This window comes from Streptomyces sp. PSU-S4-23, assembly GCF_055632315.1.
This window is the reverse complement of sequence record NZ_JBVMUU010000002.1, coordinates 6,037,912-6,062,535: the sequence shown is the minus strand read 5'-3', so window position 1 is coordinate 6,062,535 and position 24,624 is coordinate 6,037,912. Positions and strand designations below refer to the sequence as shown.

The 24,624-nt window shown below is 72.0% G+C and carries 23 protein-coding genes; 13 read left to right on the top strand and 10 right to left on the bottom strand.

Going from position 1 to position 24,624, the window contains the following annotated elements:
- Window positions 1-147: 147 nt before the first annotated feature.
- Both ACZ79I_RS27745 and ACZ79I_RS27740 read right to left on the bottom strand, forming a co-directional pair.
- Window positions 148-441 (bottom strand): MTH1187 family thiamine-binding protein, encoded by a 294-nt coding sequence (locus ACZ79I_RS27745; protein WP_381090536.1) that lies wholly within the window; start codon window positions 439-441, stop codon window positions 148-150.
- Window positions 438-782 (bottom strand): DUF3817 domain-containing protein, encoded by a 345-nt coding sequence (locus tag ACZ79I_RS27740; protein WP_381090533.1) that lies wholly within the window; start codon window positions 780-782, stop codon window positions 438-440. Before ACZ79I_RS27740 ends, ACZ79I_RS27745 begins: the two co-directional genes overlap by 4 nt.
- Before the next feature lie 214 nt (window positions 783-996).
- Between ACZ79I_RS27740 and ACZ79I_RS27735 the strand changes: the two genes are divergently transcribed.
- The 4 genes from ACZ79I_RS27735 (at window position 997) to ACZ79I_RS27720 (ending at window position 3,644) form a co-directional block, all read left to right on the top strand.
- A complete protein-coding gene (locus ACZ79I_RS27735) occupies window positions 997-1,629 on the top strand; it encodes an AIM24 family protein (RefSeq protein WP_471505265.1) in 633 nt (210 codons plus the stop codon).
- A gap of 1 nt (window position 1,630) precedes the next feature.
- Window positions 1,631-2,281, top strand: coding sequence for an AIM24 family protein (locus ACZ79I_RS27730; RefSeq protein WP_471500485.1), 651 nt, complete (start codon window positions 1,631-1,633; stop codon window positions 2,279-2,281).
- The gene (locus ACZ79I_RS27725) at window positions 2,278-3,075 is read left to right on the top strand and encodes an AIM24 family protein (protein ID WP_471500483.1); all 798 of its coding nucleotides are present in this window, start codon (window positions 2,278-2,280) and stop codon (window positions 3,073-3,075) included. Before ACZ79I_RS27730 ends, ACZ79I_RS27725 begins: the two co-directional genes overlap by 4 nt.
- A 92-nt stretch (window positions 3,076-3,167) precedes the next feature.
- The gene (locus ACZ79I_RS27720; RefSeq protein WP_471500481.1) at window positions 3,168-3,644 is read left to right on the top strand and encodes a MarR family winged helix-turn-helix transcriptional regulator; all 477 of its coding nucleotides are present in this window, start codon (window positions 3,168-3,170) and stop codon (window positions 3,642-3,644) included.
- Between the two features lie 350 nt (window positions 3,645-3,994).
- Here the strand turns inward: ACZ79I_RS27720 and ACZ79I_RS27715 are convergent, their stop codons facing one another.
- From ACZ79I_RS27715 to ACZ79I_RS27705, 3 genes are all read right to left on the bottom strand, one after another.
- Window positions 3,995-5,203 carry an MFS transporter gene (locus ACZ79I_RS27715; RefSeq protein WP_471500479.1) on the bottom strand — a complete coding sequence of 403 codons (1,209 nt, stop codon included), beginning with the start codon at window positions 5,201-5,203 and terminating at the stop codon, window positions 3,995-3,997.
- A 186-nt stretch (window positions 5,204-5,389) separates the two neighbouring features.
- Entirely contained in the window at window positions 5,390-6,346 is a 957-nt protein-coding gene (gene meaB / locus ACZ79I_RS27710) for a methylmalonyl Co-A mutase-associated GTPase MeaB (RefSeq protein WP_471500477.1), read from the bottom strand.
- 34 nt (window positions 6,347-6,380) lie between these two features.
- Window positions 6,381-7,583, bottom strand: a complete 1,203-nt coding sequence (locus ACZ79I_RS27705; protein WP_471500475.1) for an acetyl-CoA C-acetyltransferase — start codon at window positions 7,581-7,583, stop codon at window positions 6,381-6,383.
- Window positions 7,584-7,731: 148 nt separating this feature from the next.
- Here ACZ79I_RS27705 and mce point away from each other — a divergent pair, with 148 nt between their 5' ends.
- The 7 genes from mce (at window position 7,732) to ACZ79I_RS27670 (ending at window position 17,422) form a co-directional block, all read left to right on the top strand.
- Window positions 7,732-8,172, top strand: a complete 441-nt coding sequence (gene mce, locus ACZ79I_RS27700) for a methylmalonyl-CoA epimerase (protein WP_381090516.1) — start codon at window positions 7,732-7,734, stop codon at window positions 8,170-8,172.
- A 232-nt stretch (window positions 8,173-8,404) separates the two neighbouring features.
- Window positions 8,405-12,187, top strand: a complete 3,783-nt coding sequence (gene scy, locus ACZ79I_RS27695) for a polarized growth protein Scy (protein ID WP_471500473.1) — start codon at window positions 8,405-8,407, stop codon at window positions 12,185-12,187.
- A gap of 182 nt (window positions 12,188-12,369) precedes the next feature.
- Window positions 12,370-13,308, top strand: coding sequence for a cellulose-binding protein (locus tag ACZ79I_RS27690; protein ID WP_471500471.1), 939 nt, complete (start codon window positions 12,370-12,372; stop codon window positions 13,306-13,308).
- Between the two features lie 109 nt (window positions 13,309-13,417).
- Window positions 13,418-14,395: an ATP-binding cassette domain-containing protein gene (locus ACZ79I_RS27685; RefSeq protein ID WP_471500469.1), complete on the top strand. Its 978-nt coding sequence runs from the start codon at window positions 13,418-13,420 to the stop codon at window positions 14,393-14,395.
- 3 nt (window positions 14,396-14,398) lie between these two features.
- Complete coding sequence (locus tag ACZ79I_RS27680; RefSeq protein ID WP_471500467.1) at window positions 14,399-15,169, top strand: ABC transporter permease; 771 nt, start codon at window positions 14,399-14,401, stop codon at window positions 15,167-15,169.
- A 112-nt stretch (window positions 15,170-15,281) separates the two neighbouring features.
- A complete protein-coding gene (locus ACZ79I_RS27675; protein ID WP_471500465.1) occupies window positions 15,282-16,556 on the top strand; it encodes an ABC transporter ATP-binding protein in 1,275 nt (424 codons plus the stop codon).
- On the top strand, window positions 16,553-17,422 hold the full coding sequence (locus ACZ79I_RS27670; RefSeq protein WP_471500463.1) for an ABC transporter permease: 870 nt from the start codon (window positions 16,553-16,555) through the stop codon (window positions 17,420-17,422). The genes ACZ79I_RS27675 and ACZ79I_RS27670 overlap by 4 nt, the downstream gene beginning before the upstream one ends.
- Before the next feature lie 5 nt (window positions 17,423-17,427).
- On the opposite strand, the gene ACZ79I_RS27665 is transcribed toward ACZ79I_RS27670, so the two are convergent.
- Window positions 17,428-17,754, bottom strand: coding sequence for an ATP/GTP-binding protein (locus tag ACZ79I_RS27665; RefSeq protein ID WP_471500461.1), 327 nt, complete (start codon window positions 17,752-17,754; stop codon window positions 17,428-17,430).
- A 219-nt stretch (window positions 17,755-17,973) separates the two neighbouring features.
- Between ACZ79I_RS27665 and ACZ79I_RS27660 the strand changes: the two genes are divergently transcribed.
- Window positions 17,974-19,002: an LLM class flavin-dependent oxidoreductase gene (locus tag ACZ79I_RS27660; RefSeq protein ID WP_471500459.1), complete on the top strand. Its 1,029-nt coding sequence runs from the start codon at window positions 17,974-17,976 to the stop codon at window positions 19,000-19,002.
- 77 nt (window positions 19,003-19,079) lie between these two features.
- Here the strand turns inward: ACZ79I_RS27660 and ACZ79I_RS27655 are convergent, their stop codons facing one another.
- Entirely contained in the window at window positions 19,080-19,472 is a 393-nt protein-coding gene (locus tag ACZ79I_RS27655; RefSeq protein ID WP_471500457.1) for an SCO5389 family protein, read from the bottom strand.
- A 304-nt stretch (window positions 19,473-19,776) separates the two neighbouring features.
- On the opposite strand from ACZ79I_RS27655, the gene nucS reads away from it, so the two are divergent.
- The gene (nucS, locus tag ACZ79I_RS27650) at window positions 19,777-20,448 is read left to right on the top strand and encodes an endonuclease NucS (RefSeq protein ID WP_471500455.1); all 672 of its coding nucleotides are present in this window, start codon (window positions 19,777-19,779) and stop codon (window positions 20,446-20,448) included.
- Window positions 20,449-20,524: 76 nt separating this feature from the next.
- Here nucS and ACZ79I_RS27645 read toward each other — a convergent pair whose 3' ends face one another.
- The 3 genes from ACZ79I_RS27645 to ACZ79I_RS27635 all read right to left on the bottom strand — a co-directional run bounded on the left by ACZ79I_RS27645 (window position 20,525) and on the right by ACZ79I_RS27635 (window position 24,568).
- Window positions 20,525-23,005, bottom strand: coding sequence for an ATP-binding protein (locus tag ACZ79I_RS27645; RefSeq protein WP_471500453.1), 2,481 nt, complete (start codon window positions 23,003-23,005; stop codon window positions 20,525-20,527).
- A gap of 246 nt (window positions 23,006-23,251) precedes the next feature.
- Window positions 23,252-23,575 carry an STAS domain-containing protein gene (locus tag ACZ79I_RS27640; RefSeq protein WP_471500451.1) on the bottom strand — a complete coding sequence of 108 codons (324 nt, stop codon included), beginning with the start codon at window positions 23,573-23,575 and terminating at the stop codon, window positions 23,252-23,254.
- A 144-nt stretch (window positions 23,576-23,719) separates the two neighbouring features.
- Window positions 23,720-24,568, bottom strand: a complete 849-nt coding sequence (locus ACZ79I_RS27635; protein ID WP_471500449.1) for a 3-hydroxyacyl-CoA dehydrogenase family protein — start codon at window positions 24,566-24,568, stop codon at window positions 23,720-23,722.
- Between the last annotated feature and the right edge of the window lie 56 nt (window positions 24,569-24,624).

Sequence of the window (24,624 nt, the reverse complement as noted above, 5' to 3'; positions counted from 1 at the left end):
GCCCGGGGCACGGGAGGCCCGGGGCACGGGAGGCCCGGGGCACGGGAGGCCCGGGGCACGGGAGGCCCGGGCAGTGGCCGGGCATAAGAGAACCCCGGTCCTGAGGACCGGGGCCGGGTGCCGCGGCGTTCCGCCGCCGGAAGGGTGTCACTCCGACAGATACCGCTCCACCGTCGCCACCTTCGAGGTGAGGCCGTCCGTCACACCGGGACGGATGTCCGCCTTCAGGACGAGCGAGACCCGGGGCGCGCGCGCCTCGACCGCCGCGACGGCCCGCTTCACGACGGCCATCACCTCGTCCCACTCGCCCTCGACCGAGGTGAACATCGCGTCGGTACGGTGCGGCAGACCCGACTCCCGTACGACCCGCACGGCGTCGGCGACGTACTCCCCCACGTCCTCGCCGACGCCCAGCGGTGTCACCGAAAACGCGACGATCACGCGTTCACGATCCCTTCCTTGCGGGCGCGGGCGGCGATGACGGCGTCCTCGGCCTCGCGGCGCAGCCTGCGCTCGGCGAAGAAGCCGCCCGTCGGCAGCACGGAGAGGACGAAGTAGACCAGCCCGGTCCGCACGGACCACTTGGCGCGGTTCCAGGCGTCCGCCCAGAAGATCACATACAGGATGAACAGGACCCCGTGGATCGACCCCATGACGGGGACCGCGTCGAAGTCCGTCGTGCGCTTGAGCACCGAGCAGACGAGCAGCAGCAGGAAGGAGACGGCCTCGGGGGCCGAGACCAGGCGGAGGCGGCGGAGGGCGGTGGCGGTCTTTATGTCCACGGGTCACCTTCGGTGGGGGATCGTCGACGCCTTGTGAACACAGGCACAAGGGCCCGCCCATTGTGACATCCGGCGCCCGCGGGACCGGGCAGGGGGTGCGGCGCGGCGTGCCCCGCGAGGACCGCCCCGGCGGCCCTCCGGGTCCCGTCGGGGCGGGGATCCGCCCGGGATCTGTCCGCTCCGCCCGCCCGGCGGTTACCGTCACCCCGTGGCGATGTTCCGACTCCAAGGCAGCAAGGTGCTGGCCGTCGACATGACCGGGGACGCCGTGAAGGCGAAGAACGGCTCCATGGTCGCGTACGACGGGCAGATGGCCTTCAAGAAACTCAGCGGCGGCGGCGAGGGGATCCGGGGAATGGTGACCCGGCGGCTCACCGGCGAGCAGATGACCGTGATGGAGGTGAAAGGTCAGGGAACCTGCTGGTTCGCCGACCGGGCCTCCGAGATCAACCTCGTGAACCTCCAGGGGGACAAGCTGTACGTCGAGTCGAGCAACCTGCTCGTGACGGACGCCGGCCTGCGCACGGGCACGACGTTCACCGGTCTGCGCGGCGCCTCGCAGGGCAACGGCCTGTTCACGACGACGGTCGAGGGGCACGGCCAGGCGGCGATCATGTCGGACGGCCCCGCGGTGGTGCTGCGGGTGAGCGCGCAGTACCCGCTGACCGTCGACCCGGGCGCGTACATCGCGCACCAGGGCAACCTGCGCCAGTCGTTCCAGTCCGGTGTGACGTTCCGCACGTTGCTCGGCGAGGGCGGCGGCGAGGCGTTCCAGATCCGCTTCGAGGGGGACGGACTGGTCTACGTCCAGCCCAGCGAGCGCAACACGATCGCGGGGGATCTCTGACATGGGCTTCCGCGAAGTGAACTCGAAGGTGATCGAGGCGACGGTGGTCCCTGGACAGCGGCTGTACAGCCAGCGGGGCGCGATGCTCGCCTACAAGGGCGAGGTCTCCTTCACCCCCAACGTCCAGGGCGGCCAGGGCGGGATCATGTCGATGATCGGCCGCCGTGTCGCGGGCGAGGCGACGCCCCTGATGACGGTCGAGGGCAACGGCACGGTGCTGTTCGGGCACGGCGGCCACCACATCCAGGTGATCGGGCTCACCGGTGACACGCTGTACGTGGAGGCGGACCGTCTGCTCGCCTTCGAGGGCACCCTGCAGCAGGGAACGATGTTCATGGGCTCGCAGGGCGGCGTCATGGGCATGGTGCGCGGCCAGGTCACCGGCCAGGGCCTGTTCACAACCACCCTCAAGGGGCACGGCGCGGTCGCCGTCATGGCGCACGGCGGTGTCTTCGAGGTGCCGATCACCCCGCAGCGCCCGGTCCATGTGGACCCGCAGGCGTACGTCGCGCACCACGGCGACGTACGCAACAAGCTGTCCACGGCGCTCGGCTGGCGCGACATGGTGGGCCGGGGCTCCGGCGAGGCCTTCCAGCTGGAGCTGAGCGGCAGTGGTGTGGTGTACGTCCAGGCGTCGGAGGAGAAGCTTTGACCACCTACCCGGGCGCCGGTCCCGTCATCCACGACCCGATGACCCTGCCGGCCGACGACAACGTGAACAAGTACACCTTCTGCGTGGAGCTGAAGGGGAGCCAGTGGTTCCTGCAGAAGGGCAAGATGATCGCCTACTACGGCTCGATCGAGTTCAACGGCATCGGGCACGGCCGTCTCGACCGCCTCGTCCGCACCTCCTTCCATTCGCCACTGCACGCGAGCGACTGGGTGGTGGCGGAGGGCTCCGGCAAGATGCTCCTCGCCGACCGGGCCTTCGATGTGAATTCCTACGACCTGGACGACGGCAACCTGACCATTCGCTCGGGCAACCTCCTCGCTTTTCAGCCAAGTCTCTCGCTCAAGCAGTCGATCATTCCCGGCTTTCTGACGCTGATCGGAACCGGCAAGTTCGTGGCCGCGTCCAACGGTCCGGTGGTGTTCATGGAACCCCCGATCCGGGTGGACCCGCAGGCCCTGGTCGGCTGGGCCGACTGCCCCTCCCCGTGCCACCACTACGACCATGGCTACCTGACGGGCGTATGGGGCGGTCTACGTGCGATGACGGGCCTCGGAGGGGCCTCCGGGGAGGAGCACCAGTTCGAGTTCGTCGGGGCGGGCACGGTGCTGCTCCAGTCCTCGGAGACGCTCATGGCGGAGCAGGCCACGGGAGCGGTGCCGCAGGAGCCCGGCGTACCGGGCGGCGGCGGGGTGCCCGGCCACCAGGGAGCGCAGCCGGGGACACCGCGCCTTCCCGGACAGCTGGGGGACCTCCAGCGTCGCTTCGGTCTGTGAGCGGTAGTCTGCGGAGTGTGACATCGAACGCGTGCGCGCAGTCACACCACCCGTACTAGTTCGCCATTCAACCTTTTAGGTAGACTTCATTCATGGAGACCGAGACGGCCACGCGCTGGCTGACCGATGCGGAGCAGTGCGCCTGGCGCACCCACCTGGAGGTCAACAGGCTGTTGACGTACCAGCTCGAAAGGGACCTGCAGCCGTTCGGCCTGACAATGAACGACTACGAGATCCTGGTGAACCTCTCGGAGTCGGAGGGCGTACGGATGCGCATGAGCGACCTCGCGGCCGCCACGCTCCAGTCCAAGAGCCGGCTGTCGCACCAGATCACGCGCATGGAGAACGCGGACCTGGTACGCCGCGAGAACTGCGAGTCCGACCGCCGGGGCCTGTACGCGGTCCTGACGGAACACGGCATGGAGACGATGCGGAAGGTCGCGCCCCACCATGTGGCGTCCGTGCGGCGCCACTTCATCGACCTGCTGTGCCCGGACGACCTGGAGCAGCTGCACAAGTCGCTGCGCCCGATCGCGGAGCATCTGCGGGGCCAGCGGGGCAAACCGTAGCGTCCCGCAGCCGCGGGGACGCGAGGGCCGGCGGCGGTTGCCCGCCCGTGCCCGGCGTCCCCGCGCCACCGCGCGCGGCTCCGCGCCCCGAAGCCACCGGGCCACCGGGCCCCAAAGCGTCCGCGCCCCTGCTGCTCCGCGCCACCGCACCACCGGGCCACCGCGCCACCGGCCCACCGGGCCACCGGGCCACCGGGCCACCGGGCCACCGGGCCACCGGGCCCAAAGCGTCCGCGCCCCTGCGACTCCGCACCACCGCGCCACCGCGCACCCGCGCACCCGCGCACCCGAGGCGTCCGCGTACCCGCGCCACGGTGGCTGCACGCGTGAGCGGCACGGATCTGCCGATCTCACGTTTCCCGCGCCCCGTCGAAGACCCGCGACACGACTCCCGCCGCGAGGACGGCGCCTCCCGACACCGCGAAACACACGGCGAGCGGAAGGTGCCCCAGCAGGACGCCCGCCGCCGCCGAGCCGCCGGAGGCGCCGGCGTTGACGGCCGTGTTGACCCAGGCACCGGCCTGCGTCCGCGTACCCGGCGGAGCGGACTCGTCCGCGATCAGGTACGCGGTCGTCAGGATCGGGGCGACGAACACTCCCGCACACACCACGGCCGCGGTGAGCGTGGTGAGGCCGGGTGCGAGGCCCGCCGGGGCCAGCGTGAGTCCCAGGGCCGAGGCCAGCAGGGACAGCCGGACCCGTGCGGGCGTGCGCCAGCTGACGGCGCCGTTGAGCAGGCCGCCCACCGCGCTGCCCGCCGACAGGGCCGCCAGCACCCAGGCCACCGCGTCGTCGCCGTAGTGCCGGCCCCCCGCGAAGGCCAGCACCAGGACGTCCAGGGCACCGAGCGACAGCCCGGCCCCGGCGGCCACGGCCACGGGCTGGGCCAGGGCGGTCCACGCGCCGCGCGACCTCACCGCACGGCGGTCCCGGGCGGCCGCGGGCCGCGCGCGGGCGACCGCCGGGGAGGCGGCGAAGGCGGCGGTGCCCGCCCCGATGAGGAGCGCGCTCAGCACCACCCCGGCGGCGGCCGGCGCCACCTGGACCACGGCGCCGACGATCAGCGGTCCGGAGACGAGGAGGATCTCCTCGGCGACCGCGTCCAGGCTGTAGGCCCGCTGCAACCGCTCGCCGTCCTGGAGGAGTTCGCTCCACACGGCACGCATCGTGGGCCCCAGAGGGGGCGTAAAGGCTCCCGCCGCGGCGGCGACCGCGGCCACCGCCGCGGACGGTGCCCCGGGGCGCCAGGTGACGGCGGCCAGCAGGACGAGGAGGGCCGTGTACAGACCGGCCATGGGGACGAGCACCCGGCGCGCCCCGAACCGGTCGATGAGCGCCGCCCTGGGGGGCGACAGAAACGCGCTGGCGGCCCCGAACAGGGCCAGCGTGGTCCCCGCGACGGCGTAGGACCCGGTCGCCCGGGTGACGGACAGCAGCACGGACAGGGAGACCGTCCCGTACGACAGCCGGCCGACGAGGGCTGCGGCGAACGTGCGGCCGGCGTACGGGACACGGAGAACGGCGGCATACGAGGGCCGCACGGAAGACGGCGTGGACACGCGGAGGTTCCTCAGGGAAGGCATGGACGGGACACCCGAGCGCCGCGACGACCGCAGCCGGACGCTGCTCACCGTCGCGGACCTGGGCGGGTCCTATGCCAAGAGGAGGAACATGCGGATCAAGCTATCAACGCCGGGCGGCCGTCGACCACAGACTTTTCCGTCAGTCCTCGGCCGGCCCGTGCGTCAGCCCTGCGTGAGCCCCGCCACGAGTTCGTCGGCGGCCTGGTACGGATCCAGCCGTCCCGCCACGATCCGCTCCGCCAGCGCGCCCAGCCGGCGGTCGCCGTGCAGGTCGCCGATCCGCTCCCGCAGGGCAGTCACCGCGATCGTCTCGACCTCGCGGGCGGCGCGGGCCAGCCGGCGCTCCGCCAGCACCCCGCGCTCCTCCATCCACGCCCGGTGCTTCTCCAGCGCCTCGACGACCTCGTCGACGCCCTCGCCGCGCGCCGCGACCGTCTTCACGATCGGCGGGCGCCAGTCGCCCGGGGCGCGTGACTCCCCCAGGCCCAGCATGTGGTTGAGCTCGCGCGCGGTCGCGTCCGCGCCGTCGCGGTCGGCCTTGTTGACGACGTACACGTCGCCGATCTCCAGGATGCCCGCCTTCGCCGCCTGGATGCCGTCGCCCATCCCGGGGGCCAGCAGGACGACCGAGGTGTCCGCCTGGGAGGCGATCTCGACCTCCGACTGGCCGACGCCCACCGTCTCCACCAGGATCACGTCGCAGCCCGCGGCGTCCAGCACCCGGATCGCCTGCGGTGCGGCCCAGGCGAGGCCGCCCAGGTGCCCGCGCGTCGCCATCGAGCGGATGTACACGCCGGGGTCCGACGCGTGCTCCGACATGCGCACGCGGTCGCCGAGCAGTGCGCCGCCGGAGAAGGGCGAGGACGGGTCGACGGCCAGGACGCCGACCCGCTTGCCCTGCTTGCGGTAGGCCGTGACGAGGGCCGACGTGGACGTCGACTTGCCGACGCCCGGTGAGCCGGTCAGGCCCACCACATAGGCTCCGCCGGTCAGCGGCGCGAGCGCCGCCATGACCTCCCTGAGCTGCGGGGACGCCCCCTCGACCAGGGAGATCAGCCGGGCCACGGCTCGTGGCCGGCCTTCCCTGGCCTGGGCAACCAGCGAGGAGACGTCCTGCATCACAGCTCCGTTCGGGTAGAGACGTACAGAATGCTCAGGCCTTGGGTACCCGCACGATCAGTGCGTCACCCTGACCGCCGCCGCCGCACAGCGCGGCCGCGCCGACGCCGCCGCCACGCCGCTTGAGCTCCAGGGCCAGGTGCAGGACGACCCGGGCGCCGGACATGCCGAGCGGGTGCCCGAGGGCGATCGCACCGCCGTTGACGTTCACCTTTTCGGTGGAAACGCCCAGGTCCTTCATTGACTGCACGGCAACGGCCGCGAACGCCTCGTTGATCTCGATCAGGTCGAGGTCCGAGACCTCCAGGCCCTCCTTCTTGAGGGCGTGCAGGATCGCGTTCGACGGCTGCGACTGCAGGGAGCTGTCCGGACCGGCCACGTTGCCGTGGGCGCCGATCTCCGCGATCCACTCCAGGCCCAGCTCCTCCGCCTTGGCCCTGCTCATCACGACCACGGCCGCCGCACCGTCCGAGATCTGCGAGGAGGTGCCGGCGGTGATCGTGCCCTCCTTGCCGAACGCCGGGCGCAGCTTGCCCAGCGACTCGACCGTCGTCTCACCGCGGATGCCCTCGTCCTGGCTGAAGACGACCGGCTCGCCCCTGCGCTGGGGCACCTCGACCGGGGTGATCTCCGCCTCGAAGACGCCGTTCTTCTGGGCCGCCGCGGCCCGCTGGTGGGACAGGGCCGCGATCTCGTCCTGCTCCGGGCGGCCGATGCCGAGGCGCGCGTTGTGCTTCTCGGTGGACTCGCCCATGGCGATGCCGTCGAAGGAGTCGGTCAGACCGTCGTACGCCATCGAGTCGATCATCTCGACCGCGCCGTACTTGAAGCCCTCGCGGGACTTCGGCAGCAGGTGGGGGGCGTTGGTCATGGACTCCATGCCGCCCGCGACGATCACGTCGAATTCACCCGCGCGGATCAGCTGGTCGGCGAGCGCGATGGCGTCGAGGCCGGACAGGCAGACCTTGTTGACGTTCAGGGCCGGGACGTTCATCGGGATGCCCGCCTTGACGGCGGCCTGCCGCGCCGGGATCTGCCCCGCCCCGGCCTGCAGCACCTGGCCCATGATGACGTACTGCACCTGGTCGCCACCGATCCCCGCACGGTCGAGGGCGGCCTTGATCGCGAAGCCGCCGAGGTCGGCTCCGGAGAAGGATTTCAGCGAGCCGAGCAACCGCCCCATCGGAGTGCGGGCACCCGCGACGATGACGGATGTCGTGCTGTTCGTTGCAGACATGAGGTGCGATCCCCTTCCAGCTTGCACAGCTGAGGAGTGAACGAGGGTTTACCTCGAATGTACTGATGCGCGGTCCACCCCGTCATCGGGCTGTCGGTGTGATCGCGCGCACGTTGCGTAACCAGGCGCGGGACGCTGCACTGAGTTCATGCTGACGCGAATCGACCACATCGGGATCGCCTGTTTCGATCTCGAGAAGACCGTTGAGTTCTACACCTCCACCTACGGCTTCTCCGTCTTCCACACCGAGGTCAACGAGGAGCAGGGCGTGCGCGAGGCCATGCTCAAGATCAACAACACGGACGACGGCGGCGCCTCCTACCTCCAGCTGCTCGAGCCCATCCGCGAGGACTCCACCGTCGCGAAGTGGCTCGCCAAGAACGGCGAAGGTGTCCACCACATCGCCTTCGGCACGGCCGACGTGGACGCGGACGCCGCGGCCGTCAAGGACAAGGGCGTCCGGGTCCTGTACAAGGAGCCACGGCGCGGCTCCATGGGGTCGCGGATCACCTTCCTGCACCCGAAGGACTGCCACGGAGTTCTGACGGAACTGGTCACTTCGGCGGCTGTTGAGTCACCTGAGCACTGACTCCCGTACATAGGGGCCGGTAGGGTTGGGGCGGTCGCCGCTCCACCAGGGCGACCGGGTCCCGCCTGACCGGTGGGACCTGTGTCCGGGGTCCGGGTTTCGGGGGACGAGCGTCGGGGCAGCAGCCCATGCTCCGCCGTTGATCTGACACCATTCCCCGGGGGCCCCGTTCGGCGGATGGACGGAGCTCGTTCGGAGAAGGTTGCGACCAGGGGACGGATGGGACCGCGCAGTGCGGGGCTACGAACGCCAGGAGCGAGAGCCGGCGGCTGACGTCGACCACCTCTCTCGGTTCGAGGCCGAGATGGAGCGGCTGAAGACCGAGCGGGAAAAGGCGATCCAGCACGCCGAGGACCTCGGCTACCAGGTCGAGGTACTGCGCGCCAAGCTTCACGAGGCGCGCCGCACGCTCATGTCCCGCCCCGCGTACGACGGGGCAGACATCGGTTATCAGGCCGAGCAGATGCTCCGCACCGCGCAGATGCAGGCGGACCAGCTGCGGGCGGACGCCGAACGCGAGCTGAGCCAGGCCCGCGCGCAGACGCAGCGCATCCTCCAGGAGCACGCGGAGCAGGCCGCCCGCCTCCAGGCGGAGCTGCACGCGGAGGCGGTCGCCCGCCGCCAGCAGCTCGACCAGGAACTGGCGGAGCGCCGGCAGACCGTCGAGTCGCACGTCAACGAGAACGTGGCCTGGGCCGAGCAGCTGCGCGCCCGCTCCGAGGCCCAGGCCCGCCGTCTCGTCGAGGAGTCGCGCGCCGAGGCCGAGCAGGCGCTCGCCGCCGCCCGCGCGGAGGCCGAGCGGCTCACCGCGGAGGCCCGGCAGCGGCTGCAGAACGACGCGGAGGCCGCCCGCGCGGAGGCCGAGCAGCTCCTGCGCCGGGCCCGGACGGACGCCGAACGGCTGCTGAACGCCGCCTCCGTCCAGGCCCAGGAGGCCACCGACCACGCCGAGCAGCTGCGCTCCAGCTCCGCGACCGAGTCGGACACCGCCCGCCGGCAGGCGACCGAGCTGAGCCGGGCGGCCGAGCAGCGGATGACCGAGGCGGATGCCGCGCTGCGCGAGGCGCGTGCGGAGGCGGACAAGGTCGTCGCCGAGGCGAAGGAGGCCGCCGCCAAGGCGCTCGCCAACGCCGAGTCGGCCAACGAGCAGCGCACCCGCACCGCCAAGGAGCAGGTCGCCCGGCTGGTCAGCGAGGCCACCAAGGAGGCGGAGGCCACCAAGGCCGAGGCCGAGCAGGTGGTCGCCGACGCGCGCACCGAGGCCGAGAAGATCGTCGCGGAGGCCGCGGAGAAGGCCCGCAGCATCACGGCCGAGGAGACCGCCTCCCAGCTGGCCAAGACGGCCCGCACGGCCGAGGACGTCCTCAACAAGGCGTCGGAGGACGCCAAGACGACCACGAAGGCCGCCGCCGAGGAGGCCGAGCGGATCCGCAGGGAGGCCGAGGCCGAGGCGGACCGGCTGCGCGCCGAGGCGCACGACATCGCCGAGCAGCTCAAGGGCGCGGCGAAGGACGACACCAAGGAGTACCGCGCCAAGACGGTCGAGCTGCAGGAGGAGGCGCGCCGGCTGCGCGGCGAGGCCGAGCAGCTGCGCTCCGAGGCGGTCGCCGAAGGCGAGCGGATCCGCTCCGAGGCCCGGCGTGAGGCCGTCCAGCAGATCGAGGAGGCGGCCGAGACCGCCGAGGAACTGCTCGCCAAGGCGAAGGCCGACGCCGACGAGCTGCGCCAGGCGGCCACCTCCGACAGCGAGAAGGTGCGCACCGAGGCCATCGAGCGCGCCTCGATGCTGCGCCGCCAGGCCGAGGACGCCCTGGAGCGCGCCCGCAAGGAGGCCGAGCGGCTGCGCGCCGAGTCCGTCGAGCAGTCCGAGGCGATCAAGGAGGAGGCCGAACGGGCCGCCCGCGCCCTGCGCGAGGAGACCGAGCGCGCCGTCGAGGCCCGCCGCGAGGACGCCGCCGAGGAGCTGACCCGGCTGCAGTCCGAGGCCGAGCAGCGGCTCGCCTCCGCCGAGCAGGCGCTGGGCGACGCCCGCGCGGAGGCCGAGCGGATCCGCCGCGAGGCCGTGGAGGAGACCGACCGGCTGCGCACCGAGGCCGCCGAGCGCATCCGTGCGCTCCAGGCGCAGGCCGAGGCCGAGGCCGACCGGCTGCGCACCGAGGCCGCCTCCGACGCGTCCGCCTCCCGCGCGGAGGGCGAGGCTATCGCCGTGCGCCTGCGGTCGGAGGCGGCGGCCGAGGCCGAGCGGCTCAAGTCGGAGGCGCAGGACACCGCCGACCGGGTACGGGCCGAGGCGCAGGCGGCGGCCGAGCGGCTGGGCACCGAGGCCACGGAGACGCTCGCCGCAGCCCAGGAGGAGGCCGTCCGGCGCCGCCGCGAGGCCGAGGAACTGCTCGGCGCCGCGCGTCAGGAGGCCGACCAGGAGCGTGAGCGGGCCCGCGAGCAGAGCGAGGAGCTGCTCGCGGTGGCGCGCGCCCGGGTCGAGGAGGCCCAGGCCGAGGCCGTACGGCTGGTCGAGGAGGCCGACCGGCGTGCGACCGAGATGGTGTCGGCGGCCGAGCAGCACGCCCAGCAGGTGCGGGACTCCGTGGTGGGGCTGCACGAGCAGGCGCAGGAGGAGATCGTCGGCCTGCGCTCCGCCGCCGAGCACGCGGCGGAGCGGACGCGCAGGGAGGCGCAGGAGGAGGCCGACCGGGTCCGCGCCGACGCCTACGCGGAGCGCGAGCGGGCCGCCGAGGACGCCGGCCGCGTCCGGCGGGAGGCCGCCGAGGAGGCGGAGGCCGCCAAGTCGCTCGCGGAGCGGACGGTCTCGGAGGCGATCGCCGAGTCCGAGCGGCTCCGTTCGGACGCCGCCGAGCATGCCCAGCGCATGCGGACGGAGGCGTCGGACACCATCGCCTCCGCCGACCAGGACGCGGCGCGCACGCGCGCGGAGGCCCGCGAGGACGCCAACCGGATCCGGTCGGACGCGGCCACACAGGCGGACACCCTCATCACTCAGGCGCGGTCGGAGGCCGAACGGCTCACGATGGAGACCGCCGCCGAGGCGGAGCGGCTGCGCGCCGAGGCCGCCGAGACGGTCGGGGCCGCGCGGCAGCACGCCGAGCGGATCCGCGCCGAGTCGCGGCGGATCAGGGCCGAGGCCGAGGCGGAGGCCGAGCGGGTCACCGCCGCCGCGCGCGAGGAGGCCGAGCGCACCCTGGACGAGGCACGCCAGGACGCCAACAGGCGGCGCTCGGAGGCGGCCGAGCAGGTCGACACGCTCATCACGGAGACCGCGTCCGAGGCCGACAAGCTGCTCTCGGAGGCGCAGCAGACCGCGCGCAAGACGACGGCGGACGCCGAGGCGCAGGCCGACACGATGGTGGGCGCGGCCCGCAAGGAGGCCGACCGGCTGGTCGCCGAGGCGACGGTCGAGGGCAACGCGCGGGTGGAGCGTGCCCGTACGGACGCGGACGAGCTGCTGATCGGCGCGCGCCGGGACGCCACCGCGATCCGGGAGCGCGCCGAGGAGCTGCGCGACCGCCTCACGACGGAGATCGAGGAACTGCACGAGCGGGCGCGGCACGAGTCGGCCGAGGCGATGAAGTCGGCGGGCGAGCGGTGCGACGCGCTGGTCAAGGCCGCCGAGGAACAGCTGGCGAAGGCCAAGGCGCAGGCCAAGGAGATCGTCTCGGAGGCGAACTCCGAGGCGGGCAAGGTCCGTATCGCCGCCGTCAAGAAGGCGGAGGGGCTGCTGAAGGAGGCCGAGCAGAAGAAGGCCACGCTCGTCTCCGAGGCCGAGCAGATCAAGGCCGAGGCGATCCGCGAGGCCCGCAAGGCGGTCGAGGAGGGCAAGCGGGAGCTGGAGATCCTGGTGCGCCGGCGCGAGGACATCAACGCGGAGATCTCCCGTGTCCAGGACGTGCTGGAGGCGTTGGAGTCCTTTGAGGCCCCGTCCGTCGGCAAGGACGGGGGCGTCAAGGCGGGCGCCGCCGCGGGTGCGACCCGTTCGGGTGGCAAGGGGTCAGAAGGGTAGCCATAACCGCCGATTCTGTGCTTGCCGGGACGATTCGCAGGTCCTCTGGCAAGACCTGGGACAGTCAGCCACCCAAAAGGAGTGTCATTCTCCAGATCAAACACGTATCCGCTCGATGACACGCCGCATTGGCCCCTAGGATTCCCTCTATCACCTCACCGGTCTCATTCGACAGGAACCCCATGAGCGACACTTCCCCCTACGGCTTCGAGCTTGTGCGGCGTGGGTACGACCGCGCTCAGGTGGACGAACGGATCTCCAAGCTCGTCTCCGACCGTGACAGTGCTCTCGCCCGCATCACCGCTCTGGAAAAGCGCATCGAGGAACTCCACCTCGAGACGCAGAACGCCCAGGCCGCCGTCAGCGACGCGGAGCCGTCGTACGCGGGTCTCGGCGCCCGCGTCGAGAAGATCCTCCGCCTCGCCGAGGAAGAGGCCAAGGACCTGCGCGAGGAGGCCCGCCGCGCCGCCGAGCAGCACCGCGAACTCGCCGAGTCGGCGGCCCAGCAGGTGCGCAACGACGCGGAGTCGTTCGCCGCGGACCGCAAGGCCAAGGCCGAGGACGAGGGCATCCGCATCGTCGAGAAGGCCAAGAGCGACGCCTCCCAGCTGCGTGCCGACGCGCAGAAGGACGCGCAGTCCAAGCGCGAGGAGGCCGACGCCCTCTTCGAGGAGACCCGCGCCAAGGCCGCGCAGGCCGCCGCCGACTTCGAGACGAACCTCGCCAAGCGGCGTGAGCAGTCCGAGCGCGACCTGGCCTCCCGTCAGGCCAAGGCCGAGAAGCGCCTCGCCGAGATCGAGCACCGTGCCGAGCAGCTGCGCCTGGAGGCCGAGAAGCTCCGCACGGACGCCGAGCGCCGCGCCCGCCAGACGGTGGAGACGGCCCAGCGCCAGGCCGAGGACATCGTGGCCGACGCGAATGCCAAGGCCGACCGCATCCGCTCGGAATCCGAGCGCGAGCTGGCGGCGCTGACGAACCGTCGCGACTCCATCAACGCCCAGCTCACCAACGTCCGCGAGATGCTCGCGACGCTCACGGGCGCGGCGGTGGCCGCGGCCGGCACGCCGTCGACGGACGACGAGCCGATCTCCCGCGGGGTTCCGGCGCAGCAGTCCCGGTGAGTGCCTGACCGCCCCACCGGTTGACGAAGTCCTGGGCCCGCACCCTTTCGGGGGTGCGGGCCCTCGTCGTCAGGTGGCAGGCCGCGATCCCCGGTCTTAGCGTGGCCGCATGATCGAGCTGGAGGGGCTGACGAAGCGGTACGGCGAGACGCTTGCGGTCAACAACCTCACCTTCACCGTGGAGCCGGGTGTCGTCACGGGCTTCCTCGGCCCGAACGGTGCCGGGAAGTCCACCACCATGCGGTTGGTGCTCGGGCTCGACCACCCGACCTCCGGCGACGTCCGCATCGACGGCAGGCACTACGACCGGCTGCGGAACCCGCTCTCCTCCATCGGCGCGCTCCTCGACGCCAAGGCCGTGCACGGCGGCCGCAGCGCCTTCCACCATCTGCTCTGTCTCGCGCAGAGCAACGGCATCCCCGCCGCCCGTGTCCACGAGGTCCTCGACACCGTGGGCCTGACCGCCGTCGCCCGCAAGAAGGCCAAGGGCTTCTCGCTCGGCATGGCCCAGCGTCTGGGGATCGCGGGCGCACTGCTCGGCGAGCCGCGGATCCTGATGTTCGACGAGCCGGCCAACGGCCTCGACCCGGAGGGCATCCACTGGATCCGCACGCTGATGAAATCGCTCGCGGCGCAGGGGCGGACCGTGTTCGTGTCGAGCCATCTCATGAGCGAGATGGCGCTCACCGCCGACCGTCTCGTGGTCATCGGCCAGGGCCGGCTGCTCGCCGACACCTCCATGGCCGACTTCATCGAGCAAAACGCGCGCTCGTACGTCCGCATCCGCTCCCCGCAGCGGGAGCGGATGCTCGACCTGCTCCACGAGGCGGGCGTCACGGTCGTCGAGTCGGGCGGCGGGGTGCTGGAGGCGGACGGCGGCAAGGCCGAGCTGATCGGCGAGCTGGCCGCCCGGCACCAGGTCGTGCTGCACGAACTGAGTACCCGGCATGCCTCCCTGGAGGAGGCGTTCATGCGGCTCACGGCCGGGTCGGTCGAGTACCACGCGCACAGCGGCGCTCCCCTGGACACCTGGACGCGGCGGGCGCCGCGCCGGGAGTGGGGTGGCGGCCGGCGGAAGGGAGCCTGAACCATGGCGGCGCCGGAGGTCATCAGATCGGAGTGGACCAAGATCCGGTCGGTCGCGTCCACGGCGTGGACGCTCTCGGCCGCCCTGGTCGTCACCGTCGCCCTGGGCATGCTGATCTCCGCCCTGACCAGGAGCGAGTTCGACCGGATGGGCCTCAGGGCCCGGCTCTCCCTCGACCCGACCTTCATCAGCTTCGCCGGGATGGGACTGGGGCAGCTGGCGATGATCGTGTTCGGGGTGCTCGTCGTGTCGGGCGAGTACAGCTCCGGAATGATCCGCACCTCGCTGGCCGCGGTCCCCCAGCGCGGCACGTTCCTGTTCTGCAAGATCGCGGTGGCGGCCGCGCTCGCCCTCGTCGTCGGCATGGTCACCGCGTTCGGCGCCTTCTTCCTCGGGCAGGCGATGCTCGGTCCGCACCGGGCGGCGATCGGCGACCCCGGTGTGTTGCGCGCGGTCATCGGCGGCGGGCTGTACATGACGCTGATCGCGGTGTTCTCGATGGGGGTCGCCGCGATGCTGCGCTCGCCGCTGCTGTCGCTCGGCATCCTGATGCCGTTCTTCTTCCTGATCTCCAGCGTCCTGGGCAACGTCTCCGCGACGAAGAAGCTCGGCCGGTTCCTGCCCGACCAGGCGGGCAGCAGGATCATGCAGGTCGTGCCGGGGCCCGGCGACGACACCCCGTACGGTCCCTGGGGCGGCCTGGGCATCATGGTGCTGTGGGTGATCGCGGCCGTGGCCGGCGGATACGCCGTGCTGAAGCGACGGGACGCCTGAATCCCGGGCTTTGCATTCTCTTGGCCGGAACCGTCAGCGCCCGGATATCCTCCTAACCCTTACGGGGGCAGCATGCGCCCCGACGTCCTGAACCTTTCGATGGGTGCGGAGCATGATCGAGGCAGTCGGCCTGACGAAGCGCTATGGCGACAAGACGGCCGTGTACAACCTTTCCTTCCAGGTGCGGCCGGGCGCCGTCACCGGTTTCCTCGGGCCGAACGGCTCGGGCAAGTCGACGACCATGCGAATGATCCTCGGCCTGGACAACCCCACCGCGGGGCAGGTGACGATCGGCGGCTACCCGTACCGGAAGCTGCCGAACGCCCCCCGCCAGGTGGGCGCCCTGCTCGACGCCAAGGCCGTGCACGGCGGCCGGGCCGCCCGCAACCATCTGCTGTGCCTCGCCCAGCTCTCCGGCATCCCGGCGCGCCGCGTCGACGAGGTGCTCGGCGTCGTGGGCCTCCAGGACGTGGCCCGGAAGCGGTCCAAGGGGTTCTCGCTCGGCATGGGCCAGCGACTCGGCATCGCCGCCGCGCTCCTCGGCGACCCCCAGGTGCTGCTCTTCGACGAGCCGGTCAACGGGCTGGACCCCGAGGGCATCCTCTGGGTGCGCAACCTGATGAAGTCCCTCGCCGCGGAGGGCCGTACGGTCTTCGTCTCCTCCCATCTGATGAGCGAGATGGCGCTCACCGCCGACCACCTGATCGTGATCGGGCGGGGGCAGCTGCTCGCCGACATGAGCGTCAAGGACTTCATCTCCGCCAACTCGGCGGACTTCGCACGCGTCCGCACCCCCGACACCGAGCCGCAGCAGCGGGAGAAGCTGACCTCCGCGCTCACCGAGGCGGGCGGGCACGTCCTGCCCGAGCAGGACGGCGCGCTGCGCATCACCGGGCTGCCGCTGCCGCGCATCAGCGACATCGCGCACGACACCGGCGTACGCCTGTGGGAGCTGTCCCCGCACCAGGCGTCGCTGGAGGAGGCGTACATGCGGATGACCCAGGGCGCGGTCGACTACCGCTCGACCATCGACCAGAAGGAAGGGCTGATGCAGCCGCTGCCGCCCGGCTTCCAGCCTCCGATGCCGGTACCGGGCCAGGGCCAGCCGGGCTGGTACGCCCCGCCACCGCCCCAGCAGGGCGGGCAGCCCTTCGCGATGCCCGGGCAGCCGGGGCAGCCGCCCGCGGGCCCGTACGGCGCACCCGCCGCGCCGGGTGCCGGAGGGCCGAACCCGTACGCGCAGCCGGCCTCCCAGGGCGTGCCCGTGGCCCCGGCCGCTCCGGCCGCCGCTCCCGCTCCCGCTTCCACGCCCCAGCAGCCGCCCGCGCAGCCCGCTCCCGCCCCCGCCTCCCCCGTCGACACGACCAAGTCCGAGGACGCCCGATGAGCACGCCCCAGCCGCCGATGCCTCAGGCCGCGCCCGTCTGGCAGACGGCGCCCGGTCCCGCCCACCCCACCTACACCTCGCCGATCCCGGTGGTGCGCACCCACCTCGGGCACGCCGTCGCCTCCGAGTGGACGAAGATCAGGTCGGTGCGCTCCACGATGTGGACGCTCGGGGTGTTCGCCGTGCTGGTGATCGGCATCGGCCTCGCCGCCGCCGCGCTGGTCTCCAACTCGTCGGCGGACTTCCAGGGCGAGAACCCCCTCTCGCTCGGATTCTTCGGGCTGCTCCTCGGCAGCATGTGCATCATCACGCTCGGCGTGCTGACCACCGCCTCGGAGTACGGCACCGGCATGATCCGCACCACGATGACCGCGTGCCCGAGCCGTGTGCGGGTGCTCACGGCGAAGGCGATCGTGTTCTTCCTCGTCGCCTTCGTGGTCACGCTGGTGGCCGCCTCCCTCGTCGCCCTCGTGGATGTGGCGCTGCTGGAGGGTCACGGCGCCAAGGACCCCTCCGGCACCGACTGGCTGAAGGGCACCGTCGGCGTCTCCCTGTACATCGCCCTGCTCGGGCTGCTCTCGCTCGTCATCGGGTCGATCATCCGGCACTCGGCAGGCGCCATCACCATCATGATCGGAACGGTGCTCGCGCCGCTGGTGATCGCGCTGTTCATGTTCTCGGAGTCGCTCGCGGACCTGCGCCAGGCCCTGTTCGAGTACTCGATCCCGAACCAGCTCAGCGTCTTCTACGCCAACTCCCTGAGCAGGTCCGGCCCCTCCGGCTGGGACCCGCTGTGGATCGTCCTCGGCGTGACGGCCGTCGCCTTCGGCGGCGCCTGCCTGCTGCTGGAGAAGCGCGACGTGTAGGCGCCTCAGTACCTCGGCGCGTTACGGGACCGCTGCACCCGCGTGGTGCGGCGGTCCTTGGCGTTCCAGCACGCCTTGTGCCAGTGCCTGCGGTCGTCCACGCCCGCGTGCTCGGGCCAGGCCACCACATGCGGGACGGCGGACGGGATCACCTGGTCGCAGCCGGGGCACCGGTAGGTCTTGCCCACGGCGCCGGCGCCCGCGACATGGCGCACGCTCCACTCCTCGCCCCGCCAGCTCTCGGTCGACTGCCAACCGCCGTAACGGGAGTTGTCGTCGTCCGCGCTCCGGCCGGAGCCGGGGCCCTTGGGTCGGTTGCGACGCGGGGACACGGAACACCTCACGGGCTGTAGGGAAAGCAGGAGTCGTCTCCAGCGTACGCGCCGCGCAGGGGGGTACGCGTACATCCCAACCCCGACAAACCCCCATCCCACCGGCTCATTCTCCAGACAATCCGCAAATCTCTCCGTCAAGCCGTTACTTGGGCACATGTCAGACGGTTATGCCGGGTGGGGGAGCTCCGCGTCGGAGCCAGGAAAGCAGGAAGTGCGATGCGCGTAGGAAGTTTTGTACTGGCCGCCCAGTTTCCGGGACAGGGCCAGGGGGAGGCGCTGCACCGCGCGGTGCGGTCGGCCGAGGTCGCCGAGGAGGCGGGCCTGGACACGGTGTGGCTGGCCGAGCACCACTTCGTGCCGTACGGGACGTGCCCGTCGGCGATCACCCTGGCGGCGCTGCTGCTGGGCCGCACCCGCCGGATCCGGGTCGGCACGGCGGTCAGCGTCCTGCCCACCGTCCACCCGGTGGCGCTCGGCGAGCAGGCCGCGCTGCTGCACATCGCCTCGGGCGGGCGGCTGTCGCTCGGGGTGGGGCGCGGCGGGCCCTGGGTGGACCTGGAGGTCTTCGGCTCCGGACTGCGGGCGTACGAGACGGGGTTCCCGGAATCACTCGATCTGCTGGTGCGCTGGCTGCGCGACCCCTCCGTCGCCGCCACGGGGGAACGATTCAGCTTCCGCGAGGTCCCGGTCGTCCCGCGGCCGGCGGAGTCGCTCACCGACAGCGAGGGCCCCGAGGTCCTCGTCGCCTGCACCTCACCGGCGACCGTACGGATGGCGGCCGAGCGGGGCCTGCCGATGCTGCTCGGCATGCATGTCGGGGACGAGGAGAAGGCGGACATGGTGGCGCAGTGGCGGACGTACGCGCGCGCGGCGGGCGTCGACGGCGACGTGGTGGCCGGCGCCGGTCATGTCTCGGCCGGTGTCTGCCAGATCGCCGACCGCCACGGCGACGCGGTCGAGGCGCTGACCAAGGCGATGCCGGGCTGGCTGAAACAGGGGCTCGACGCGCATATGACGGTCGACGGCAGGGCCCGCACGATGCGGGATCCCCTGGCGTACACGGAGTTGCTGTGCGGGCTGCACCCGGTGGGCACCCCGCGCCTGTGCGCCGACCGGCTCATGGCGACCTCGGAGCGGACCGGCATCGCGCGCTTCGCGCTGCTCGTCGAGGGCTCGGGCGACCTCGCGGCGACGGAGGACAACGTACGGAGGCTGGGTGCGGAGGTCCTTCCCCGCCTCCGCTGAGTCCACCGGGAGCCTGCCGCTCCGTACAGTTGCACCTCCCCCCGTACGGAGCGGCAAGCAGTGCGGCTCGGTGTGCCTCAGCAGTCGCGCAGTTCCGGCGACTGGTTGAGGATCTGGCTGCGGACCGAGGTGAAGCGGGCCAGTGTGTCGTCCACCGAGGAGTCCAGCGGGAACACCGCCACTCGGTGGCAGTTCTGGAAAGCCAGGCGCACTCCGAAGTGCCGCTGCAGGGCGCCGCGTATGGCGTCACTCGCGAGCGCACGCAGCAGCTGGCCACGTGCCTGCTCGTCCGGCGGGGGCGTCTGGTTGTCGGCGAAGTCACCGCCGTCCACCTTCAGCTGGGCCACCAGGGAGCTGATCATCTCCCATGCATAGGGCAGGGAGGTCCGGACGCAGTCGACGAATTCGGCTTCGTCGACCTCGCCTCGCTCGGCCTGTTCAAGTAGGGCCGGTGAGACGTCGAGCGACATGGGTTCTCCTCTCGCACCCCAGGACAACAGGGGTTCACGGACAGGGAAGGGAGTTCCGCGGAATCGGACACGCTGCGTACACACCGCACGACCTCCCGTTTACTACCGTAGGCAACGGCCGGTGACGGCACCAGGAGAATGCCCACACCGCCAACTCCCGTGAGGCACACAACAAGCCAACGACAAACGGGGGCAACTCTGGACAACAGAGCGGGCGTGGCGGCATCCGCGGGCGGAGCCCGGAGCGGTCGGCCCACAGGGGCGAATCGCGCGGGCGCGGGGGCGTCCAGTAGCGTTGCCGACCATGCGTCTCGTCATCGCCCGGTGCTCCGTCGACTACGCGGGCCGTCTCACCGCCCACCTTCCCTCCGCTCCCCGTCTGATCCTGGTGAAGGCGGACGGCAGCGTCTCGGTCCACGCGGACGACCGGGCCTACAAGCCCCTCAACTGGATGTCGCCGCCCTGCACCCTGAAGGAGGGTGCGGAGGACGAGGAGGGCGTCTGGACCGTCATCAACAAAGCAGGCGAGAAACTGATCATCACGATGGAGGAGATCCTCCATGACTCCACGCACGAGCTGGGCGTGGACCCCGGCCTGATCAAGGACGGCGTGGAGGCGCATCTGCAGGAGCTGCTCGCCGACCGCATCGAGACGCTCGGCGAGGGCTACACCCTCATCCGCCGCGAGTACATGACGGCGATCGGCCCGGTGGACATCCTGTGCCGGGACGCCGAGGGCCGGACCGTGGCCGTGGAGATCAAACGGCGTGGCGAGATCGACGGCGTGGAACAGCTCACGCGGTACCTGGAACTCCTGAACCGCGACCCGCATCTCGCCCCGGTGCGCGGCATCTTCGCCGCCCAGGAGATCAAGCCGCAGGCCCGCGTGCTGGCCACGGACCGCGGAATCGGCTGCGCGGTCCTGGACTACGACGCGCTCAGGGGCATCGAGGACGACAAGCTGCGCCTGTTCTGACGGCGGACGGCGCGGCGGGGAGGACCGGGGCACGCCCGGGCGTGCCTCCGGCCGTGCCCCGCCGCGCGCAACCGCGTCAGACCACCGGTTCCGACCCGCTGCTCGCGGGCACGCTCGCCGAACCGCTCATGGTGGTCGGCGACCCGGGCGCCGGGGCGCTGACCGAGTTGGAAGACGGGGGCGTCGCCGTCGGCGTGGCCGTCGGCGTGGGTGTGGCCGTCCCGGTCGGCGACACACTCGAACTCGGCGAGCCGGACGACGAGGCCGACGGCTTCGGCGTGGGCGGCTTCGACGACGGCTTGGACGGCGACGTCGACGGGGTCGTCCCCCTGGTGCCCGTCGGGTTGCCCGACGGGCGGAGGGTGACGCGCGGCGTGGGGTCGTCCAGGGTGCCGTAGGTCCCGTCCGGTCCGGGGTTCGTGGGCGTCGGGGAGGTGGTCGCGCCCGAGCCGCCTCCGGCGCCGTCGTCGGCCTTGTCCGCGCCGAGGCCGTCGTCGTTCGTGCCCTGGCTCGCCGAGGGGCCCACGCGGACGCTGTCGGAGGGGGTGCCGGTGTCGCCGTTGGAGGTCATGCCGAGCGTCACGACGGTGCCGAGCACGACCGCGAGGGCCGCTCCGGCGCCCGCGGCCACCAGGTTGCGCCGGGTGCCCCTGACCATGGTCCGGACACCGCCGGCGCCGGGCGCCGGGTCGGCCGCGGCCTGGTGGGTGACCAGCGTCGCCGTGTCCCCTGCCGCAGTGGCGAGCGGCATGCCGTCCGGCTTCGGGCGCTCCTCTGGGCGCGCGTCCGCCGCCTCCTCGCCCGCCGCGGTGTACCCGCCGGGCGGCGTCGTGCCGGAGCGGTCCGCCACCAGGGCGAGCGCGCGCCGCCCGGCGACCGTGCCGCGCTTGTCGGCGAGGGCACCGCGCAGCCCGATGGATGCCTCCAGTTCGGTGCGGGCCCGCTCCAGTTGCCCGCCGCAGAGCGCGAGGATGCCCAACTCGTGGTGGAAGTAAGCCTGTTCCCCGACCTCTCCGGCGAGCCTGGACGCCTCGGCGCCGGAGCGCAGCGCCCGCTCCCAGGCGCCCCAGCGCAGTCCCGCGGCGAACGCGGGCACGGCCTGCCGGGCCAGTCGTACGGCGACGCTCCCCTCGTCCGCGTCCTCGCCCTCGTCCTCGGCGGGCGGCGGGACCGCCGTGGCCGCGGTGAGCGCTGCCAGCACGGCGTCGGCCTCCGCCGACACGCGGTCCGGGGTGACCGAAGGATGCCCGGCCCACCAGGCGTAGTGCCGGGCGGCCTTGACGGCGTACTCCCCGGCGCCGGTCGCGTACCCCGCGGCCTCCAGCTGGGCCTGCACCCCGGTCGCCAGCCGGTAGCGGGAGCCGACCGGGGTGACCAGCGCGCAGCCGACGAGTTCACCGAGCGCCGCGTCCGCGTGGGTGTCGTCCGCGAGGGCCGGCAGATGCGTCTGGTCGGGCACCTCGCCGCCCAGCGCGACCGCGAACTTGAGCGTCTCGCGCGCCGGCGCGCTCAGCCGGGAGGCGAGCAGCGGCGCGGCGGCGGCGGCCTCCGCGAGCGACGGCAGCGGGGCGTCCTGCCCGTCCGCGGTGTCGAAGGGGGCGTCCACCGGCGCTTCCTGGAAGACGCCGAACTCGTCGAAGGTGTCCGCGTCGGCACGCAGCCGGTCGCGCTGCCGCAGCAGCGCCCCGGCCTGCACGAAGCGCAGCGGCAGTCCCTCGGACTCGAACCAGAGGTCGCCCGCCCAGTTGGCCTCCTCCTCGGTGAGGTCGCGGCCGACGGAGCGCTCCAGGATGTCCAGCCCACCCGATCGGTCGAGCCCGCCGAGGAAGACCTCCTCGACGTGGGAGCCCGCGGAGGGCGCGGGCACCTCGGGGGTGGCGGAGAGCAGGAACGCGCACTCCGGCGTCGCGTCGAGCAGTTCGTCAAGCGCGCTGCCGCCGGACTCCAGGTCGTCGAGGACGACGACGGCGCCGATCTCCCGTACGAGCTGCAGCAGTTCGTCCCGCTCGGGGCGGTACCGGGGCGCGTCGTAGACGGCGGCGAAGAGGTCGTACAGCAGTTCGTCCGTGGTGCGCCGGTAGCCGGAGAGACGGATGACGCCGTCGGGCGCGAGGTCCGAGCAGTCCTCCGCGACGACGTCCAGGAGGGCCGTACGGCCGGAGCCGGAGGGGCCGGTGAGACGGACGGATCGGCCTCGTGCGAGGAGGCGTACGAGCCGTTCGCGCTCCTCCTGGCGCTCCAGCAGCGGCAGCCGCGGCTGCGCCGGACCGGCCGGGACGGGCGGCCGGACGGCGCGGGCGCGTTCGGCCCGCTCGGCGGCGGTCCGCTTCACGGGGCGTTCGGACCGCTGCCCCGGCGGGCACGGCTCCACCTCGCTGCCGTCGACGGGGTTGACGGTGAGCAGGAGGTCGCCCGACACGAGCCGGACGGTACGGGCGAGCGCCGGTGCCGACTGGCCGAAGTCCGGCGTCAAGGGGTCCCGTGGCGGGCGCGGGCGCGGCGTGCCGCCGTCACCTTCATGGCCGTACTCCACGGGTCCCGGGTTGTTCGGGTCCATAGGTCCAAGCCCCCCAAAGCGTCGTGTGCCTGAGCCCCTCCCGGCCGTGTCGCACACCGCGCTGTCGCTTTCTGGTCCGGTACCCGCTCAAGGGTGTCGGGCGGCGGGCAGCCGAACCCTAAACCTTCGCACAGTATTACCGACAAGCCGGGGTGCCACCCCGTCCGAGAGGTCACAGTCTCGTGAGGATTGCGCCCGACGTGCGGTTCGCCGGCGTTCACTCCCGTGGCACCGCGTACCGCCCGGTCACACGCGGGGCAGTGACTCCACCCCGATGCCGCCCTCGATGGCCAGGATCCGGTGCAGCCGGGTGGCCACCAGCAGGCGCTGCATCTGCGGCGGCACATCGCGCAGCACAAGCCGCCGGCCGCACCGCCCGGCCCGCCGGTGGACCCCCATGATCACCCCGAGTCCGGTGGCGTCCCAGGAGTCCAGTTCGGACAGGTCCAGCACCAGGTCGCCGACTCCGTCGTCGACGGCCGAGTGCAGGACCGTACGGGCGTCCGCCGCGCTGCGGACGTCGAGGCGGCCCCCGACGACCAGCCCGGCGTGGTCGCCCCTGATGTGCATAATCCGCTCCCCGAGAGTGCGTCGTCGTACTCCGCGTTGTGGTTTGCAACGTCTGACTGCCTGGTGGCCGATCAGGTTGCCATCTGTAAGCGAACCGATACCGAATTCACCCGATGAGGTGAAACCCCAGAGGCGTGTGCGGTTTCAGTACGTGTAAAAACCCTGCCCGCTCTTGCGCCCGAAGTCACCGGCGTCAACCATCCGGCGCATCAGTTCCGGCGGAGCGAACTTCTCGTCCTGGGTCTCGGTGTAGATGTTGCCGGTGGCGTGCAGCAGGATGTCGACGCCGGTGAGGTCGGCCGTGGCGAGCGGCCCCATGGCGTGGCCGAAGCCCAGCTTGCAGGCGAGGTCGATGTCCTCGGCGGTGGCCACACCGGACTCGTACAGCTTGGTCGCCTCGACGACGAGCGCCGAGATGAGACGGGTCGTCACAAACCCGGCGACGTCGCGGTTGACGACGATACAGGTCTTGCCGACGGACTCGGCGAACTCACGGGCCGTGGCCAGGGTTTCGTCACTCGTCTTGTACCCGCGGACCAGCTCGACGAGCTGCATCATCGGCACCGGCGAGAAGAAGTGCACGCCGACCACCCGCTCCGGGCGCTCGGTGACCGCCGCGATCTTGGTGATCGGGATGGCGGAGGTGTTCGACGCGAGCACGGTGTCCTCGCGGACGAGCTTGTCGAGCGTCCGGAAGATCTCGTGCTTGACCTCCAGCTTCTCGAAGACGGCCTCGACGACGACATCCGCGTCGGCGGCGGCGTCGAGGTCGGTGGTCGTGGTGATGCGGGCGAGCGCCTCCTCGGCGTCACGCGCCTCCATCCGGCCCTTGCTCACGAACTTGTCATACGAGGACTTGATGGCGTCCGTACCACGGGTCAGCGCCTCGTCCGTGACGTCACGCAGGACGACGTCCCAGCCGGCCTGGGCCGATACCTGGGCAATGCCGGAACCCATCAGTCCGGCTCCGATGACGGCAAGCTTCCGTGCCACTGTGCGACTCCCCTGACGCGCTGCTCGTATATGCCTCTCGGGCGGACCCTAGCGCT

Coding starts and splice junctions, on each gene's coding strand:
- ACZ79I_RS27640 (WP_471500451.1), bottom strand. CDS start 23,575: ATGCACATCAGGGGCGACCACGCCGGGCTGGTCGTCGGGGGCCGCCTC.
- ACZ79I_RS27675 (WP_471500465.1), top strand. CDS start 15,282: ATGATCGAGGCAGTCGGCCTGACGAAGCGCTATGGCGACAAGACGGCC.
- ACZ79I_RS27705 (WP_471500475.1), bottom strand. CDS start 7,583: ATGTCTGCAACGAACAGCACGACATCCGTCATCGTCGCGGGTGCCCGC.
- ACZ79I_RS27680 (WP_471500467.1), top strand. CDS start 14,399: ATGGCGGCGCCGGAGGTCATCAGATCGGAGTGGACCAAGATCCGGTCG.
- ACZ79I_RS27655 (WP_471500457.1), bottom strand. CDS start 19,472: ATGTCGCTCGACGTCTCACCGGCCCTACTTGAACAGGCCGAGCGAGGC.
- ACZ79I_RS27670 (WP_471500463.1), top strand. CDS start 16,553: ATGAGCACGCCCCAGCCGCCGATGCCTCAGGCCGCGCCCGTCTGGCAG.
- mce (WP_381090516.1), top strand. CDS start 7,732: ATGCTGACGCGAATCGACCACATCGGGATCGCCTGTTTCGATCTCGAG.
- ACZ79I_RS27645 (WP_471500453.1), bottom strand. CDS start 23,005: ATGGACCCGAACAACCCGGGACCCGTGGAGTACGGCCATGAAGGTGAC.
- ACZ79I_RS27685 (WP_471500469.1), top strand. CDS start 13,418: ATGATCGAGCTGGAGGGGCTGACGAAGCGGTACGGCGAGACGCTTGCG.
- ACZ79I_RS27660 (WP_471500459.1), top strand. CDS start 17,974: ATGCGCGTAGGAAGTTTTGTACTGGCCGCCCAGTTTCCGGGACAGGGC.
- ACZ79I_RS27735 (WP_471505265.1), top strand. CDS start 997: ATGTTCCGACTCCAAGGCAGCAAGGTGCTGGCCGTCGACATGACCGGG.
- ACZ79I_RS27690 (WP_471500471.1), top strand. CDS start 12,370: ATGAGCGACACTTCCCCCTACGGCTTCGAGCTTGTGCGGCGTGGGTAC.
- nucS (WP_471500455.1), top strand. CDS start 19,777: ATGCGTCTCGTCATCGCCCGGTGCTCCGTCGACTACGCGGGCCGTCTC.
- meaB (WP_471500477.1), bottom strand. CDS start 6,346: ATGCAGGACGTCTCCTCGCTGGTTGCCCAGGCCAGGGAAGGCCGGCCA.
- ACZ79I_RS27730 (WP_471500485.1), top strand. CDS start 1,631: ATGGGCTTCCGCGAAGTGAACTCGAAGGTGATCGAGGCGACGGTGGTC.
- ACZ79I_RS27720 (WP_471500481.1), top strand. CDS start 3,168: ATGGAGACCGAGACGGCCACGCGCTGGCTGACCGATGCGGAGCAGTGC.